The 17917-nt window shown below is 33.4% G+C and carries 14 protein-coding genes; 4 read left to right on the forward strand and 10 right to left on the reverse strand.

The window, feature by feature from the left end:
* Together DM397_RS13485 and DM397_RS13490 are read left to right on the forward strand one after the other, a co-directional pair.
* Nucleotides 1-597 carry a 3'-5' exonuclease gene (locus DM397_RS13485; protein ID WP_111378040.1) on the forward strand — a complete coding sequence of 199 codons (597 nt, stop codon included), beginning with the start codon at nucleotides 1-3 and terminating at the stop codon, nucleotides 595-597.
* A gap of 186 nt (nucleotides 598-783) precedes the next feature.
* Nucleotides 784-1182 carry a hypothetical protein gene (locus DM397_RS13490; RefSeq protein ID WP_111378041.1) on the forward strand — a complete coding sequence of 133 codons (399 nt, stop codon included), beginning with the start codon at nucleotides 784-786 and terminating at the stop codon, nucleotides 1180-1182.
* 53 nt (nucleotides 1183-1235) lie between these two features.
* On the opposite strand, the gene acs is transcribed toward DM397_RS13490, so the two are convergent.
* The 7 genes from acs to DM397_RS13525 all read right to left on the reverse strand — a co-directional run bounded on the left by acs (nucleotide 1236) and on the right by DM397_RS13525 (nucleotide 11809).
* Nucleotides 1236-3146 (reverse strand): acetate--CoA ligase, encoded by a 1911-nt coding sequence (acs, locus tag DM397_RS13495; RefSeq protein WP_111378042.1) that lies wholly within the window; start codon nucleotides 3144-3146, stop codon nucleotides 1236-1238.
* A 494-nt stretch (nucleotides 3147-3640) separates the two neighbouring features.
* Nucleotides 3641-5110, reverse strand: coding sequence for a ketol-acid reductoisomerase (ilvC, locus tag DM397_RS13500; RefSeq protein WP_111378043.1), 1470 nt, complete (start codon nucleotides 5108-5110; stop codon nucleotides 3641-3643).
* 60 nt (nucleotides 5111-5170) lie between these two features.
* Complete coding sequence (ilvN, locus tag DM397_RS13505) at nucleotides 5171-5692, reverse strand: acetolactate synthase small subunit (protein WP_041516160.1); 522 nt, start codon at nucleotides 5690-5692, stop codon at nucleotides 5171-5173.
* A gap of 90 nt (nucleotides 5693-5782) precedes the next feature.
* Nucleotides 5783-7471: a biosynthetic-type acetolactate synthase large subunit gene (gene ilvB, locus DM397_RS13510; protein ID WP_111378044.1), complete on the reverse strand. Its 1689-nt coding sequence runs from the start codon at nucleotides 7469-7471 to the stop codon at nucleotides 5783-5785.
* Between the two features lie 58 nt (nucleotides 7472-7529).
* Nucleotides 7530-9203 (reverse strand): dihydroxy-acid dehydratase, encoded by a 1674-nt coding sequence (gene ilvD, locus DM397_RS13515; protein ID WP_111378208.1) that lies wholly within the window; start codon nucleotides 9201-9203, stop codon nucleotides 7530-7532.
* A 271-nt stretch (nucleotides 9204-9474) separates the two neighbouring features.
* The gene (gene leuB / locus DM397_RS13520; RefSeq protein WP_111378045.1) at nucleotides 9475-10593 is read right to left on the reverse strand and encodes a 3-isopropylmalate dehydrogenase; all 1119 of its coding nucleotides are present in this window, start codon (nucleotides 10591-10593) and stop codon (nucleotides 9475-9477) included.
* 49 nt (nucleotides 10594-10642) lie between these two features.
* On the reverse strand, nucleotides 10643-11809 hold the full coding sequence (locus tag DM397_RS13525; RefSeq protein WP_111378209.1) for a 2-isopropylmalate synthase: 1167 nt from the start codon (nucleotides 11807-11809) through the stop codon (nucleotides 10643-10645).
* Nucleotides 11810-11964: 155 nt separating this feature from the next.
* Here DM397_RS13525 and DM397_RS13530 point away from each other — a divergent pair, with 155 nt between their 5' ends.
* The gene (locus DM397_RS13530) at nucleotides 11965-13509 is read left to right on the forward strand and encodes a hypothetical protein (protein WP_111378046.1); all 1545 of its coding nucleotides are present in this window, start codon (nucleotides 11965-11967) and stop codon (nucleotides 13507-13509) included.
* Between the two features lie 287 nt (nucleotides 13510-13796).
* Here DM397_RS13530 and DM397_RS13535 read toward each other — a convergent pair whose 3' ends face one another.
* Nucleotides 13797-15452 (reverse strand): M1 family metallopeptidase, encoded by a 1656-nt coding sequence (locus tag DM397_RS13535; protein WP_111378047.1) that lies wholly within the window; start codon nucleotides 15450-15452, stop codon nucleotides 13797-13799.
* A 167-nt stretch (nucleotides 15453-15619) separates the two neighbouring features.
* Here DM397_RS13535 and DM397_RS13540 point away from each other — a divergent pair, with 167 nt between their 5' ends.
* Nucleotides 15620-16318 carry a carbohydrate-binding family 9-like protein gene (locus DM397_RS13540; protein WP_111378048.1) on the forward strand — a complete coding sequence of 233 codons (699 nt, stop codon included), beginning with the start codon at nucleotides 15620-15622 and terminating at the stop codon, nucleotides 16316-16318.
* A 75-nt stretch (nucleotides 16319-16393) separates the two neighbouring features.
* On the opposite strand, the gene hisIE is transcribed toward DM397_RS13540, so the two are convergent.
* Both hisIE and hisF read right to left on the reverse strand, forming a co-directional pair.
* Nucleotides 16394-16990, reverse strand: coding sequence for a bifunctional phosphoribosyl-AMP cyclohydrolase/phosphoribosyl-ATP diphosphatase HisIE (gene hisIE, locus DM397_RS13545; protein ID WP_111378049.1), 597 nt, complete (start codon nucleotides 16988-16990; stop codon nucleotides 16394-16396).
* A 113-nt stretch (nucleotides 16991-17103) separates the two neighbouring features.
* On the reverse strand, nucleotides 17104-17859 hold the full coding sequence (hisF, locus tag DM397_RS13550) for an imidazole glycerol phosphate synthase subunit HisF (protein ID WP_111378050.1): 756 nt from the start codon (nucleotides 17857-17859) through the stop codon (nucleotides 17104-17106).
* Nucleotides 17860-17917: the final 58 nt, after the last annotated feature.

The following is a 17917-nucleotide window of genomic DNA, read 5'->3' on the forward strand; positions in this document are numbered from 1 at the left end:
ATGCTAGACTGGCTGAAAAATATCAATAAAGACTATCCAGATTTTTGGAAAGACTATTTAACTAAATTCGAAACTAAACCTAACAAGTTTGTTGTTTTATCAACTGAAACTTCTGGCTTAAATCCGGATAAGGATGTTGTATTATCACTTGGAGCCTTTTCAGTTATAGATGATAGCATTGTTATTAAAGAAAATTTCGAAACAGTTTTACTGCAGTACAAGTATCTTCAAGACAACGGACTTTCGAACGAATTCATCATTGAAAGCAAAATGATGAAAATGCCTGAACCTGATGCGCTTGAGGCTTTTGTGAATTTTATTGGAAATTCCATTTTGGTTGGGCATCATATCAACTTTGATATTGAAATGCTAAACGCAGCTCTAGAGCGCCTAAATTGCGGAAGACTAAAAAACGAAGCTCTAGATGTTGATGTAATGTACAGAAAATTGACTGATATAAATGACAAACAATTTTCTCTTGATGATTTATGCGGAATTTATAAAATTCCAAAAAGTGATCGCAATTCTTCTTCTGAAGATGCCTATAGAATTGGACTCCTTTTCTTGAAATTAAAATCTCGATTGGGAATTAAATAAATTAAAAAAATAATTAATTTTTAAAATACCAAATTCCAATAAATATCATATAAAAAAATGCCTTTTAATAATTTAAGAGGCATTTTTTATTAATAGAAGCTTTTAACAGAAAATTATAAGCTCATTCATTTTTCAAATTAAGTAAATCAGTAATTTTATGATAGAAATATTTATAAAGTTTGAACTATGAAAAATTTATTACTTATACTGCTATTACTATTTTCAGGATCAACAGTTTTCGCACAAGATCAAGATCCCTCTTCTAAACGCATTCTAGGAAATTGGTATTCAAATGCAAACCGAAATACAAAATGGAGTTTTACTCAAGATGGAAAAGTATATAATTACAACAACAATCAAATGAAAGTGATGTATAAATATACGATCTCACACAGTTGCCAAAACTTTTCAGATGATACTACTGAATTTATGACCTTTAGAGATAAGGACGGGAATGAGTTTTGTTTTAGAATAAATGGAATTAATGAAAATAAAAATGGAATCCTGTCACTTACAAACTTAAGCAATATGGAGCAACTTACATTTATAAACGATGCAAGTTTAAAGAAAACACAACAGCAATAATTGCGATAAAAAAAGCCTCTTATTTTAAGAGGCTTTTTTGTGTTTTATTTCAATTAAGAAATTCTATCCTTAATAATTTCGTCTACAATTTCTGGATTTAATAATGTTGAAGTATCACCAAAATTAGAATTATCTCCTTCTGCTATTTTACGTAAAATTCTACGCATAATTTTTCCAGAACGAGTTTTTGGCAAACCAGAAACGAATTGAATTTTATCCAATTTTGCAATTGGTCCGATGTGATCAGAAATATACTGATTAATCTCTTTGCTCAAATTCGTTCTATCTCTAACTTCTCCAGTTTCTTTCAGAATTACATAACCATATAAAGCGTTTCCTTTAATATCATGTGGGAATCCAACAATAGCAGATTCTGCTACAGCTGGGTGCTCGTTGATTGCATCTTCAATTGGTGCTGTTCCTAAATTATGACCTGAAACAATTACAACGTCATCTACTCTACCTGTAATTCTGTAGTAACCTACTTCATCTCTTAAAGCACCGTCTCCTGTAAAATATTTTCCTGGGAAAGCAGAAAAATAAGTGTCTTTATAGCGCTGGTGGTCTCCCCAGATAGTTCTAGCAATTCCAGGCCAAGGAAATTTGATACATAAACTACCAACTACTTGGTTTCCTTCAATTTCATTACGTTTTTCATCCATCAGAACTGGCTGAATTCCAGGCAATGGCAACGTCGCATAGGTTGGTTTTGTTGGAGTTACAAAAGCAATTGGCGAAATCATGATTCCTCCAGTTTCTGTCTGCCACCAAGTATCTACAACAGGACATCTCTTATCTCCTACGTGGTCATTAAACCAGTGCCAAGCTTCTTCGTTGATTGGTTCTCCAACAGATCCAATAACTTTCAGTGATTTAAGAGGATATTTTTGAATATAATCTAAACTTTCTTTAGCTAACGAACGGATTGCTGTTGGTGCAGTATAGAATTGTGTAATTTTATGTTTTTCGATAATATCCCAAAAACGGCTAAAATCTGGATAAGAAGGAACTCCTTCAAAAATTACAGTTGTAGCACCATTCAATAATGGTCCGTATAATATATAAGAGTGACCTGTGATCCATCCGATGTCTGCCGTGCACCAGAAAATATCATTGTCTTCATAATTGAAAACATTTTTAAAAGTATACGCAGTATAAACCATGTAACCAGCAGTAGTATGAACCATTCCTTTTGGTTTTCCTGTTGATCCTGAAGTATATAAAATAAACAAAGGATCTTCGGCATCCATAATTTCAGCAACGCTATTGTCTAGAGCTCCGTCTAATAATGGCTGTAACCAAATATCACGTCCATCTTTCATCTTAACATTAGTATTTGTTCTTTTTGCAACCAATACTTTTGCTACAGAAGGGCAAGTTTCTAGAGCTTCGTCTACAATTCCTTTAAGATCAATTGTTTTGTTTCCTCTATAACCTCCGTCTGATGTAATTACCATTTTACACTCGCAATCGTTGATTCTTGCGGAAACTGCAGAGGCAGAAAATCCAGCAAAAATAACGGAGTGAATGGCTCCAATTCTAGCACAAGCTAAAACAGAAACAGCCAATTCTGGAATCATTGGCAAGTAAATGCAAACTCTGTCTCCTTTGCGAACACCTTGCTCACGAAGAACGTTTGCCATTTTTGAAACTCTCTCGTATAATTCATTATACGATATATGTAAAGCTTCTTCAGAAGGATCATTCGGTTCAAAAATAATAGCCGTCTTCTCTCCTCTTTTGCTTAAATGTCTATCAATACAGTTTTTGGTAATGTTAACCTTAGCATCTGTAAACCATTTTACTTCCGCTTCAGCCATATTAAAATCAACAACTTTTTCCCATTGCTGGTACCATGTAAAATTCTCCTCAGCTATTTTTCCCCAAAATTTTCTTGGCTCTCTTATTGACTTATTGTAATGTTTAAAGTATTGTTCTAAATTTTCAATTTTGTAATAGCTCATCGTTTGTTGAATTTTTTTATAAATGTATTAAATCTGAACGTATCCGTGAAATAATTTAATTCATAAATTTTATTAAAAAGAAACATTTATTTAATAAAATATGATAATTATCTGAAATTATTTTAAAACTTTATTTTCTATTATTACTTAAGGGCAAAAAAGGCATAATAAATAGATATTATGCCTTTTTTAATTTAACAAATTTCAATAACAATTAATTTTGTAACCGCACTGCGTGACTTTTTTCTATTTTGAAAATAGAAGCATCTTTATTAATTAAAACAGAAATTTCAACAAGTATATTTTTTTCAAAATATACCCCATTTTAGGGATCCGCTTCACTTAACTTACTCACTCTCTGAAGTTAAGTGAATGCAATATGCATCTATATCTTTTTTCTTAATAAGTGCTTACTAATTCAAAATATTACAAATCATTGATACAGTGCAAATTCCGCAGAAAGAAATCTGTTCTGCGGAAGTTCCCAAATTTTATTATCCAATTTTTTTCATTGCTGTCATAGACTCTCTCAACCAAGCTCCTACTTCTTCGATAGGATGTTGACGAATTTCTCTGTTTACAGCGATAAGTACTGCATTATCTACTCCGTTTGAAGTTGAAAATGGTTTTCCAATAATATTAGTTTCTACTTTTTTCATGAATTCAGTCAATAATGGCTTACAAGCATGATCAAATAAGTAACATCCGTATTCTGCAGTATCAGAGATTACACGGTTCATTTCGAATAATTTCTTTCTTGCGATTGTATTTGCGATTAAAGGCAATTCGTGTAATGACTCATAGTAAGCAGATTCTTCGATGATTCCAGCTTCAGTCATAGTTTCGAAAGCTAACTCAACACCAGCTTTTACCATTGCAATCATTAATACTCCATTGTCAAAATATTCTTGCTCTGAGATTGGAGCTTCTTGTGGAGCTGTTTTTTCGAAGTTAGTTTCTCCTGTTGCAGCTCTCCATTTCAATAAGTTAACATCATCATTAGCCCAGTCGATCATCATAGTTCTAGAGAATTCTCCAGAAATGATATCGTCTTGGTGTTTCTGGAATAATGGACGCATGATATCTTTCAATTCTTCAGCTAATTCGTAAGCCTCAATTTTTGAAGGATTATTTAAACGATCCATCATATTTGTAATACCACCGTGTTTCAAAGCCTCAGTGATAGTTTCCCATCCGTATTGGATTAATTTTGAAGCGTATGCAGCATCGATTCCTTTTTCTACCATTTTGTCGAAACATAAAATAGATCCTGTTTGCAATAAACCACAAAGAATAGTTTGCTCACCCATTAAATCTGATTTTACTTCAGCTACAAAAGATGATCTTAGAACTCCTGCTCTATGTCCTCCAGTTGCTACAGCGTAAGCTTTTGCCTGATCTAAACCAAATCCGTTTGGATCGTTTTCTGGGTGAACTGCAATAAGAGTTGGAACTCCAAATCCTCTTTTATACTCTTCACGTACCTCAGAACCTGGACATTTAGGAGCACACATCACAACAGTGATGTCTTTACGAATCTGCATTCCTTCTTCTACGATGTTGAATCCGTGAGAGTAAGACAAAGTAGATCCCTGTTTCATTAATGGCATAATAGCAGTTACCACAGCAGTGTGTTGTTTGTCTGGTGTAAGGTTACAAACTAAATCTGCAGTTGGAATCAATTCTTCGTAAGTTCCTACTTTGAAACCATTTTCAGTTGCATTTTTATAAGAAGCTCTTTTTTCTGCAATTGCATCTGCACGCAATGCATAAGAAATGTCTAAACCAGAATCTCTCATGTTTAAACCTTGATTCAAACCTTGTGCTCCACAACCCACAATTACAACTTTTTTTCCAGCCAATGCTGCAATTCCGTCTGCAAATTCTGATTGCTCCATAAATTCGCAAACTCCTAATTGTTCTAATTGTAATCTAAGTGGTAATGTATTGAAATAATTTGCCATTTTTGTTTTAATATTTAATGAAATGAAATTTAATATTGATTATATATAACTAAGATTTTATTATTTAAAGGATTCTAATAATGTAGAAATCTCCATTTTTTGTTTAGAAACTGATATTCTTCCCGAACGTACAAACTGCATAATTCCATATGGTTTGAACTTTTCGTATAATTCTTCAATTTCAGAACGTCTTCCTGATTTTGAAATCACAAAGAAATCACGAGAAACTGTCACAATTGTTGACTGGCTTTCTTTGATGATATTCTGAATTTGTTTCTCGTCAAACAACAAACTTGAAGCAATTTTGAACAAAGCATTTTCTAAGAAAATCGTTTCTTCATCTGTATGATAAAATGCTTTTATTACTTCAATTTGTTTTTCAATTTGGCCTACAATATTCTGAACCCATTTTTCTGTCGTATTTACTACGATGATAAATCTCGAAACATTCTCTATTTCTGATTCTGAAACATTTAGACTTAATATATTAATGTGACGCTTTAAGAATATTCCAGATATTCTATTTAACAATCCTACATTATTTTCTGAGTATACCGATATGGTAAATGTTTTATCTTCCATGTTGTTTTTTAGTTTTATTTGTTTCAGGTTTCAAGTTTCAAGTTCTGATGAGAACATGGAACATGAAACTTGAAACCTGAAACTTTTTCCTTAACTTAATCTAATTTCTGATACACAAGCTCCTGTTGGAATCATTGGAAAAACGTTGTTTTCTTTTTCGACTACAACTTCTAAGAAATATGAATCTTTTGAAGCCAGCATCTCAGCGACCGCTGCGTCTAAATCTTCGCGTTGTGTAACTTTTTTAGATTTGATATGGTATCCTTCAGCAATGGCAATGAAATTTGGATTAATCATTTTTGTTGAAGCATATCTGTTATCAAAGAATAATTCTTGCCATTGGCGAACCATTCCTAAGAATTCGTTGTTTAAAACCACAATTTTAACTGGAACTTCTGTTTGGAAAATAGTTCCAAGTTCCTGAATTGTCATTTGGAAGCCTCCATCACCAATAATCGCTACTACTTCACGTTCTGGTTTTCCCATTTTTGCTCCAATTGCAGCAGGCAATGCGAATCCCATAGTTCCTAAACCTCCCGAAGTAATATTACTTTTTGTCGAATTGAATTTAGCATAACGGCAAGCAAACATTTGGTGCTGACCAACATCTGAAACAATAATTGCGTCTCCTTTTGAGTGTTTGTTTATCATTTCGATAGTTTCTCCCATCGAAATTCCTTTACCATTTGTTGGATTTAATTCTTCTTTTATTACTGAATCAAATTCAACTTTGCTTAATTCTTTGAATTCATTATGCCAAGCATCATGAGATTTTGCATCTAATAATGGTAGTAAAGCAGCTAAAGATTCTTTTACATCTCCTAAAACAGCAATTTCTGTTTTCACGTTTTTATCAACCTCTGCAGGATCAATTTCGAAGTGAACTACTTTTGCCTGTTTAGCATAAGTGCTTAATTTTCCTGTAACACGGTCGTCAAAACGCATTCCGAAAGCAATTAAAACATCACATTCGTTTGTTAGTAAATTTGGCGCATAATTTCCGTGCATTCCAAGCATACCAACATTCAAAGGATGGTCTGTCGGCAATGCTGATAAACCTAAAATTGTCCATGCTGCTGGAATTCCAGATTTTTCAACAACTGCTTTAAACTCAGCTTCTGCCTGACCCAAAATAACTCCTTGTCCAAAAACAATAAACGGTTTTTTTGCACTATTGATTAAAGCTGCGGCCTCGGCAACTTTGTCTAAGTTTAATTTTGGAACTGGAACATAACTTCTGATGCCTGTACATTTTTCATAACTAAAATCTAACTCATCAAACTGAGCGTTTTTAGTAATATCAACCAATACAGGCCCTGGACGTCCAGAACGAGCAATGTAGAATGCTTTTGCAATAATTTCAGGAATTTGAGAAGCTTCAGTTACCTGAAAATTCCATTTTGTTACCGGAGTTGAAATTCCGATAATATCTGTTTCCTGAAATGCATCAGATCCTAATAAGTGTCTTCCAACTTGACCTGTAATACAAACCAATGGAGTTGAATCAATTTGAGCATCTGCAATACCAGTTACTAAGTTTGTAGCTCCTGGACCAGAAGTAGCAATTGCTACCCCAACTTTTCCTGTAGCTCTTGCATAACCTTGAGCTGCATGCGTTGCACCTTGTTCGTGACGTACTAGAACGTGGTGTAACTGATCTTGAAATTTATATAATTCGTCGTAAACTGGCATTATAGCTCCACCTGGGTAACCATAAATTAAATCTACTCCTTCTGCTAATAAACATCTTATAACGGCTTCTGCCCCTGATATTTTCATAGTATATTTTTTTTATCAATTTCAATGCTACTGAAATTGATTTTTGATTTTTTTATAATTAATTATCGGTAACACATCCTGTTGATGCACTAGAAACCGACTTAGCGTATTTAAGTAAAACCCCTCTGTCAACTTTTAAAGCTGGCTTAACCCAAGCTGCTTTTCTTGCTGCAAATTCTTCGTCAGATATCTTCAGGTCGATTGTATTTTTCACAGCGTCGATGGCAATTAAATCTCCATCTTTTACTAGTGCAATACCACCACCGTCATATGCTTCTGGTGTAACGTGACCTACCACGAAACCGTGCGAACCGCCCGAGAATCTACCGTCTGTGATTAGTGCACAACTGCTTCCTAATCCAGCTCCAATAATCGCAGATGTAGGCTTCAGCATTTCAGGCATTCCCGGACCACCTTTTGGTCCACAACCTCTGATGACGACTACATTACCTGGTTTAATTTTTCCGGCTTGAAGACCTGGAATTACTTCAAATTCACCTTCAAATACAACAGCTGGTCCTTCGAAATATTCTCCTTCTTTTCCGCTGATTTTTGCTACAGCACCTTCAGAAGCAAGATTTCCATATAAAACTTGGATATTTCCTGTTGGTTTTAATGCTTTTTGAATTTCATGAATTACTTCTTGTCCGTCTTGTAAATCTGGAGTTGAAGCTAAGTTTTCTGCAACTGTTTTTCCAGTTACAGTTAAACAGTCTCCGTGAATAAGTCCTACTTTCAACAAGTATTTCATAACTGCTGGAATACCTCCCACTTCGTGAATGTCTTCCATCATATATTTACCGCTTGGCTTCATGTCTGCCAATACCGGTGTTCTATCGTTAATAGCTTGGAAATCATCTAAAGTAATTGTGATTCCAACTGAGTGAGCCATTGCAATTAAGTGCATAACAGCATTTGTAGAACCTCCTAAAACAGCTACAATTGTAATAGCATTTTCGAAAGCCTTACGAGTCATAATGTCTCTTGGCTTGATATCTTTTTCTAATAATATTTTGATTGCTTTTCCAGCTTCAAGACATTCATCTCTTTTTTCCTGACTTAAAGCAGGGTTTGAAGAACTATAAGGCAAGCTCATTCCTAATGCTTCAATTGCAGAAGACATTGTATTTGCAGTATACATACCACCGCAAGCACCAGCTCCAGGACATGCATTTTGAATAACACCTTTAAAATCTTCTGGAGTGATTTCGCCTTTTACTTTTTTACCTAAAGCTTCAAAAGCAGAAACAATATTTAAAGATTCTCCTTTCCATTTTCCAGAGTGAATAGAACCACCATAAATCATCATTGATGGACGGTTTAATCTTCCCATTGCAATTAATGCTCCAGGCATATTTTTATCGCAACCAGGAATTGCGATAATACTATCATACCATTGCGCTCCGGCAACAGTTTCGATAGAATCTGCAATTACATCACGAGAAACTAGTGAGTAACGCATACCTTCAGTTCCGTTAGAAATACCGTCACTGACACCAATGGTATTAAAAATAAGTCCGACAAGATCTGCATCCCAAACACCTTTTTTAACATCTTTTGCTAAATCGTTCAAGTGCATGTTACAAGTGTTACCATCGTAACCCATGCTCACAATACCAACCTGTGCTTTCTTTAAATCTTCTTCAGTTAAACCAATTCCGTACAACATAGCTTGTGCCGCAGGCTGTGTTTGATCTTGTGTGATGGTCTTGCTGTACTTATTTAATTCCATTATTAATTTTATTAATTTTATTAATTTTTGTTCAAAAAAAAACCTTCCAGTATTTGGAAGGTTTGTAATATAGTCTTTCAATTATATTTATAACATTCCCGATGCAGATGTGTGAATCACATTGACAACAACGACAGAAGTAATAATAATTGAGATTTGCATCATTTCTTTTTTAGTGTCACAAAAGTAACTAAACTTCTGCAAGTAAAAAAATAAAATCTCAACATTTACAATACTTCTTGTGATTATCTTCACATTTTAACAAAAAATATTAAACAATTGTAGATTGTCCAATACTTACATTATCATTATTAAAATACAGCAAATCGTCTTTGCTGAAAATAAAATTAGAAACGAACTCTCCTACTTCGTTTGTTCCGAATTTTGAATCTGGTTTCAAATCAACTGTAACTACTTTGTATTCAATTGCTTTTTCTACCGCTTTATAGATTACATGAGCTTCTTTAGTTAATCCAAAATGCTCTAATAAAAGCGCAGCTGCTAAAATCGAAGCAATCGGATTGGCAATGTTTTTTCCTTTTGCCTGTGGATATGATCCGTGAATTGGCTCAAACAAAGCGTTTTTCTTTCCTAAAGACACCGATGGCAATAAACCAATAGATCCTGTAATCACACTAGCTTCGTCAGATAAAATATCTCCAAACAAGTTCTCAGTTAAAATCACATCAAACTGCTTTGGATTTAAGATTAACTGCATTGCTGCGTTATCCACAAATAAGAAATCAAGCTTAACATCTGGATAATTTTCGCTCACTTTCTGAACTACTTTTCTCCACAATCTTGAAGTCTCCAAAACATTTGCTTTGTCTACCATCGTTAGCTTTTTACGTCGTTTTTGTGCCGATTGAAAAGCTAAATGTGCAATTCTGGTAATTTCTTCTTCTGAATATTCACATAAATCTGAAGCATGTGTTCCTTCTTCATTGAGTGTTTTCGTTCCAAAATAAGCTCCACCAGTTAATTCTCTAAAAATGGTAAAATCAGCTCCTTCAATAATTTCCCTTTTTAAAGGAGAAGATTCTATTAAGGCTTTATAAGGTTTTATAGGACGAATATTAGCAAACAAGCCTAATTCTTTTCGCAGTTTCAACAATCCTTGTTCCGGACGAACCTTTGCATTTGGGTTATTATCGTATTTAGGATCTCCAATCGCACCAAGCAAAACTGCATCTGTATTTAAGCACAGATTCAGAGTTTGTTCCGGCAACGGATTTCCTGTTTTATCGATAGCAACCGCTCCCATCAGCGCTTCTTCAAAAACAAATTCATGATTATACACTTCGCCAATGGCGTACAAAGCTTTCTTAGCTTGTAAAATTACTTCAGGTCCAATTCCATCTCCTGGTAAAACTGCAATTTTTAAATTCATAATCTCTCGCTATTTATGTCTTTAAATCCTTATTGTTCCTAGTTTATTTTTAAATATTAACTTCTATTTTAGAAGCTTCTATAATTTGGTGGATATCTGCGTCTACAACTTCTTTTTTAATATCAGCGAATTTCAAGAATTCGATGTAAACGATATCCAACTGTACTTTTGTTAATTCGTAACCTACTTTTTTAGCACGGTAAGCCAAAGCAGCTCTTCCGCTTCTTGCTGTCAAAATGATTGAAGATTCATTTACTCCAACATCTAGCGGATCCATGATCTCATAAGTAGCTCTGTTTTTGATTACACCATCTTGGTGAATTCCAGAACTGTGTGCAAAAGCATTTGCTCCTACGATTGCTTTATTTGGTTGCACAATCATACCCATACTTTCAGAAACTAAACGGCTCATTTCGTTTAATTCTCTTGTATTGATGTTTGTATCTAAATTTAAATAAGGGTGTTGTTTGAAAATCATTACCACTTCTTCAAGTGCTGTGTTCCCGGCTCTTTCACCAATACCATTAATAGTACATTCAATTTGTCTTGCTCCATTTATAGCTCCTGCGATTGAGTTTGCAGTTGCCATTCCTAAATCATTATGACAGTGACATGAAAGGATTACGTTTTCGATTCCTTTTACGTTTTCTTTTAAGTATTTAATTTTTGCTCCGTATTCTTCTGGAAGACAATATCCAGTAGTATCAGGAATGTTTAATACTGTAGCTCCAGATTTGATAACTTCTTCACAAACTTTTGCAAGGAAAGCATTGTCTGTTCTACCAGCATCTTCAGCGTAGAATTCAACATCTTCTACATAAGATTTAGCATGTGATACAGCAAATTTTGCTCTTGCAATAATATCTTCAGGCGTAGTTTGTAATTTGTGGAGTATATGAGATTCCGAAGTTCCGATTCCAGTATGGATTCTAGGTTTCTTAGCATGCTTTAAAGCAGCTGCTGCAACATCAATGTCGTTTTTTACGGCTCTTGTTAGTCCGCAGACGGTTGCATTTTCTACAATTTTACAAATCTCAGAGACCGATAAAAAATCGCCTGGACTTGACACAGGAAAGCCTGCTTCGATAATGTCAACTCCCATTTTGTCTAGTCGTTCTGCGATAACTAATTTTTGCTTAGTATCTAACTTACATCCTGGAACTTGTTCACCATCTCGCAAAGTGGTGTCAAAAATTTGAACTTTCTCTCTATTCATATTCATTAATTTAATGTAATTTCACATCTTGATAACAAATATATATTGTACTATTACAGTACGAAATTCATTTTAATGAAATTATACTGTTTATAAAACGATTTATACTTCATTAACTTACTTATAATCAATAAGTTATATTATTATTTTTTACAATGGCTAACCATCAAAAAGATTTCTTATTTGTTCTAATCAAATCACTTTCAAAATCAGAAAAAAGGCAGTTTAAAATTTTTGCAAGCCGATTAGAGACGAGTTCAAACACAAAATTTATCGAATTATTCAATATTTTAGATAAATCTGAAGTTTACGATGAAAAACTCATTCTGAAAAGTGGTGTTATCCAAAAAGTACAGTTATCTAACTTAAAATCATACTTATACAAACAGATCTTAGTAAGTATAAGACTAAATATTCCTAGCCAGAACATTCGTTATCAGCTTCGCGAGCAAATGGATTTTGCTGTTATTCTTTATAATAAAGGATTATATAAGCAGAGTTTAAAAATATTAGACAAAACAAAACAGCAGGCTCTTGAGAATGATGAAAAATATATGGCGTATGAAATTGTAGAATTTGAAAAATTAATCGAATCACAATATATTACACGAAGTATTCAAGGCCGCGCTGACGAATTGGTTATTCAAGCGAAAGAATTAAATTACAGAAATACAATTTCAAGCAAATTGTCCAACCTATCGCTTCAGCTATACGGAATCATGCTAAAAACAGGTTACGTAAAAAATGATGAAGAATACAGATATATTGATGATTACTTCAATAAGCATATTTCTAAACTTGATGAGAGCAAGTTTGGTTTCCGCGAAAAATACTGGTTTTACAATGCTAATCTTTGGCGAAGTTTTCTAGTACAAGATTTCTTGGCGAGCTACAAATTTGCCTATAAATGGGTGCAGCTTTTTTATGATAATCCAAATATGATCTATCTGAATCCTGTATTTTTCTTAAAAGGAAATCATTATTTCTTAGAATCGCTTTATATGCTAAAATATACATCGAATTTCAAGAAATATTTAAATCTTCTGGAAGAAACCATTACAGATCCTAAATTTCCGGCAAATGATAATATTGCATCTTTGTCATTTCTTTACGTTTATAACAATAAGTTAAATCTTCATATTTTAGAAGGTACTTTTGCAGAAAGCGAATATCTGATTCCTGAAATTCTAGAAAAACTGAAACTTCACAGCGAACATTTAGATGAACACCACGAAATGTTGTTCTTTTATAAGTTTGCTTCTATTTATTTCGGAAACGAAAAATATAATGAGTGCATAAATTATTTAGATAAAATCATAAATAATAAAAACTTGACGATGCGCGAGGACTTAATGTGTTTTGCAAGATTATTGTCGCTTATTGCACATTATGAGCTTGGGAAAGATTATTATCTAGAAAATCATTTAAAAAGCACGTATAAGTTCTTATTGAAGATGAACGACTTGCACGAAGTTCAAAAAGAAATCATCAAGTTTTTAAGAAATTTAAATAACTTCTACCCTGCTGATATTAAAAAGGAATTCAAGAAAATGCACACTCGTTTTGTAGAACTCGAAAAGAACACTTACGAAAAAAGAGCTTTCTTATACTTAGATATTATTTCGTGGCTTGAAAGCAAAATTGAAAACAGAAAAATTGCTGATATTATTAAGGAGAAAGCGAAATTGAATAATCGTTAGATTTAAATTCCAATTTTTAAAATTCCAAATTCCAATAAAAAAAGCGCCAAAAGACTTATTGTTTTTTAGCGCTTTTTTTGTCATCCTGAGGAACGAAGGATCGCACTCGTAAATCAACAAAGATTAGAAAATTACTATTCGATAGCATCTAGTGCGATCCTTCGTTACTCAGGATGACAAACTTTACACAAACAACAAACCCGACAGATTTTTAAAACTTGTCGGGTTTAGTATTTATAAATTCCTATTTTGGAATTTGGAATTTTTATATTGGAATTTCTTAACCTTTATTCTACAATATTAGATGTTGTTACATAGAAATCTTTATCTACTTCAAGTTTTCTGTCTTCATTGTCTGTTTTCACAGATTGCCATTCTGTTGTTGGTTTTAGCCAAGTTTCAACACCGTTTAATTTTACTCTTACTGGCATATCAAATTTAGAAACACAGTTTGTCCAATGGTATCCGAAAGTTCCATTTTTAAATATGTATTCAAAAACCGGAATTTGAGTTGTAGTTAAATATTGTGCAAAAACTCTGTTGAAATTAATTCCAGACTGCTCGTTAATATAATCTTGAATCTGTTTTCCTGTAACTGTCTGATGATAAAAAGTTTTATTCATACCTCTTAAAATCGATTTCCATTTAGCATCATCGTTGATTACCTGACGAATCATATGAAGCATTGAAGCTCCTTTTGGATACATATCACCAGAACCTTCATTGTTTACATCATAATGCCCAATAATCGGAATATCGTTTTGAATATTTTTTCTACATCCAATTACGTATTCTGCACCAGCATCTTTTCCGTAATAATACTCCACAAAAAGACTTTCAGAATAATTGGTAAAACTCTCGTGAACCCACATATCAGCAATATCTTTGTAGGTAATATTATTAGCATACCATTCGTGACCAGATTCATGAATGATGATAAAGTCAAACTTTAATCCCCAGCCTGTACCGCTTAAATCGCGTCCTAAATATCCATTTTTGTATTGATTTCCGTATGTTACAGAACTTTGGTGCTCCATTCCTAAATACGGAACTTCAACCAGTTTATAACTGTCTTCGTAAAACGGATAAGGTCCGAACCAGTTCTCAAAAGCTTTCAACATTCTCGGAGCATCTTTAAACTGCTCTTTTGCCAAAGCTAGATTATCTTTTAACACATAATAATTACAGTCTAAATTTCCTTTTTCGCCTTTAAATACTTCTGAGAAATTTACATAATCACCAATATTGATATTTACACCGTAGTTGTTGATCGGGTTTGAAACATACCAGTTGAAAGTTTTAGTTCCGTCTTTTTCTTTTTTAATGCTTTTTAATCTTCCGTTAGAAACCTCTGTTAAATCCCCAGGAACATTCACGCTGATTAACATGTTTTCTGCTTCATCATACATATGATCTTTACACGGCCACCAAACACTCGCGCCTAAACCTTGACAAGATGTAGCAATAAAATCTTTTCCGTTTTTATCTTTTTTCCAAGAAAAACCACCGTCCCATGGTGCTCTAACAGCTTCTTTAGGTTTTCCGTTAAATGAAATTTTAATCTCTTTTGTATCTCCAACTTTTTGTTTTTCATTTAAAGTAATAAAAAACGCATTTCCGTCTCTTTCAAATTTTAATTCTTTTCCATTCTGCGTTACCTTAGTAATGTTCATTGGTTGCTGCAAATCGATCTGCATACGGTTGTTTTCTGTCAAAACAGTATAACGAACTGTATTAAAACCTGAGATTGATTTTTCTTTCGGATTTACTTTTACATCAAGGTGATAATATTTTAAATCCCACCAAGCTCTTTCCTTTGTAATGCTTCCGCGTAAAGTATCCTGATGTGTAAAAACGGTTTCTGACTTACTTAAAAGTCCCTGAGCATTGGCAGTAAAACCAACCAAAAAGGCGAAAACTACGCCACCAAAGTATTTTTTCATTATTTTAGAATTTGAAATAATTAGGTAATTAAACCAGCTTAATCTTCAACAAATGTAAACATTCGAATCAAGTTTTTTAAAAAATTATGATCTCGATGCAAATAAACAATATTCAGATTCATTATTCTTCTCTATTTTAGTACTTTCAAAAATTTAGATTTCATAATATGAGATTAACTACATTTATTTTCTATTTAATTATAATCTTTTCGAAAGCTGCCAATGCACAAACCATACCTGTTCATAAAACAAATAAGCAAATAATAATTGACGGAAACTTATCTGATTGGAACGAACCATTTCTAGGTCCTTTTGTAATTCATAATTCTGGAGAAAAAGCATTGCAAAACACTTTTGTTTCACTTTCGTGGAATGATGAAAACTTATTCTTAGCCTATAAATGCAATGATTCTCAAATTATTGGAACATCACAAAAAAGAGACTCTCAGATATATAATACCGATGATTTGGTTGAAGTTTTTCTCAATCCAGATGGAGACAGCCAGAATTATATTGAAATTGGAGTAAATGCATTTTCTACAAACTACGATTTACTTTTAAAATGTATTTCACCAGAATGTGGCGGATGGAACACGTCAATGGGCTTTGACATTAAAGGCTTAGAAGCTGTGAGTAAAATAACTCCTGATGGATATATTGTAGAGATTAAAATTCCGTTTTCTAGTCTTGAGAAAATTGTAAATGGAGGTTTTCAAAGGCCTAAAATTGGAACAAAATGGAGAGGAAATGCTTTTAGAATTGATTACGGTAACAAAACTGAATATCTTGCTTTACAACCTTATAAGAGTTTGAAATTTGGATTTCATCAACCACAGGAATTTGCAGTTTTTGAATTTATGGAGTGAGTTTAGTTTGTTTCAAGTTTCAGGTTATCCCATGGAACTTGAAACTTGAAACTTGAAACCTGAAACAAAATATTTTTATTTCTGGCGTCCTTTTAAAACTTCCACAACATCATTCAATTGATATCCTTTTGCTTGAAGCAGAATTAAATAATGAAAAAGTAAATCAGCGCTTTCGCTAAGAAATAAATCATCGTTATTATCTTTTGCTTCAATTACTACTTCTACCGCTTCTTCTCCTACTTTTTGCGCAATTTTATTGATTCCTTTTTCGAATAAAGAAGCCACATAACTTTTCTCAGAATCAGCATTTTCTCTTCTAGTTTTAATCGTGTTTTCTAATTGTGAAATAAAACCATAGTTAGCAGAATTTGGCTCTTGCCAACAAGTATCAGCTCCTGTGTGACAAGTTGGCCCGACTGGTTTTGCTTGAATTAAAAGCGTATCGCCATCGCAGTCGTTTTTAATGCTTACTAGATTTAAAAAATTACCACTCTCCTCGCCTTTTGTCCAAAGTCTTTGTTTTGAACGGCTAAAGAAAGTTACTTTCTGCGTTTCTATTGTTTTCTGAAGCGATTCTTCATTCATATAACCCAGCATCAAAACATTTTTTGTTTCTGAATCCTGAATGATCGCTGGAATTAATCCGTGTGCGCTTTTGATATCGATGTCCATGTCTATTTTAGATTTTACATTTCAGATTTTAGATTCTAAAAACTGAAAATTTATTTTTTTTGATTTTTTGATATTGCTATTGATTGGAATTTGGCGCTTCAAGAATTGGAATTTTACAACCTTACTTCTATATTGTTATTTCTTAATTCTTGTTTCAAAGCTTTGATTTCAATTTCCTTAAAATGGAAAACACTTGCCGCTAAAGCCGCATCGGCTTTTCCTTTTTGAAATGAATCAACAAAGTGCTGTATGTTTCCTGCACCTCCAGAAGCGATGATCGGAATATTTACTAATTCTGAAAGTTTAGCCAAAGCTTCATTTGCGAAACCATTTTTAGTTCCATCATTATCCATTGAAGTGAAAAGAATTTCTCCTGCACCACGTTCTGCCACTTCAACAGCCCAATCAAACAGATTCAATTCAGTTGGAACTTTTCCTCCAACTAAATGCACAATCCATTGTCCGTCAATTTGTTTTGCATCAATTGCAACTACAACACATTGACTTCCAAATTTCTGAGCTAAATCGTTTATCAATTGCGGATTTTTTACTGCCGATGAATTTATTGAAACTTTATCAGCTCCATTATTCAGTAGAATATTAACATCTTCAACAGATGAAATTCCACCACCAACTGTAAACGGAATATTAATTTTTTCTGCAACGCTTCGCACCATATTTACAAGTGTTTTACGTCTTTCTTCAGTTGCCGAAATATCCAGAAAAACCAATTCGTCTGCACCTTCAGCAGAATAAATCTCAGCCAACTCCACAGGATCACCTGCATCACGCAAGTCCACGAAATTAACGCCTTTTACGGTTCTACCGTTTTTTATATCTAAGCAAGGTATGATTCTTTTTGCTAACATGTTTAATGTTTATTGTTGGTTGTTTATTGTTTTTGGTTCGTATCGTAACTCTAAACCA

It is taken from the genome of Flavobacterium nitrogenifigens (genome assembly GCF_003254565.1).
GTDB lineage: Bacteria > Bacteroidota > Bacteroidia > Flavobacteriales > Flavobacteriaceae > Flavobacterium > Flavobacterium nitrogenifigens.

Coding starts and splice junctions, on each gene's coding strand:
- DM397_RS13485 (WP_111378040.1), top strand. CDS start 1: ATGCTAGACTGGCTGAAAAATATCAATAAAGACTATCCAGATTTTTGG.
- DM397_RS13490 (WP_111378041.1), top strand. CDS start 784: ATGAAAAATTTATTACTTATACTGCTATTACTATTTTCAGGATCAACA.
- acs (WP_111378042.1), bottom strand. CDS start 3,146: ATGAGCTATTACAAAATTGAAAATTTAGAACAATACTTTAAACATTAC.
- ilvC (WP_111378043.1), bottom strand. CDS start 5,110: ATGGCAAATTATTTCAATACATTACCACTTAGATTACAATTAGAACAA.
- ilvN (WP_041516160.1), bottom strand. CDS start 5,692: ATGGAAGATAAAACATTTACCATATCGGTATACTCAGAAAATAATGTA.
- ilvB (WP_111378044.1), bottom strand. CDS start 7,471: ATGAAAATATCAGGGGCAGAAGCCGTTATAAGATGTTTATTAGCAGAA.
- ilvD (WP_111378208.1), bottom strand. CDS start 9,203: ATGGAATTAAATAAGTACAGCAAGACCATCACACAAGATCAAACACAG.
- leuB (WP_111378045.1), bottom strand. CDS start 10,593: ATGAATTTAAAAATTGCAGTTTTACCAGGAGATGGAATTGGACCTGAA.
- DM397_RS13525 (WP_111378209.1), bottom strand. CDS start 11,809: ATGAATAGAGAGAAAGTTCAAATTTTTGACACCACTTTGCGAGATGGT.
- DM397_RS13530 (WP_111378046.1), top strand. CDS start 11,965: ATGGCTAACCATCAAAAAGATTTCTTATTTGTTCTAATCAAATCACTT.
- DM397_RS13535 (WP_111378047.1), bottom strand. CDS start 15,452: ATGAAAAAATACTTTGGTGGCGTAGTTTTCGCCTTTTTGGTTGGTTTT.
- DM397_RS13540 (WP_111378048.1), top strand. CDS start 15,620: ATGAGATTAACTACATTTATTTTCTATTTAATTATAATCTTTTCGAAA.
- hisIE (WP_111378049.1), bottom strand. CDS start 16,990: ATGGACATCGATATCAAAAGCGCACACGGATTAATTCCAGCGATCATT.
- hisF (WP_111378050.1), bottom strand. CDS start 17,859: ATGTTAGCAAAAAGAATCATACCTTGCTTAGATATAAAAAACGGTAGA.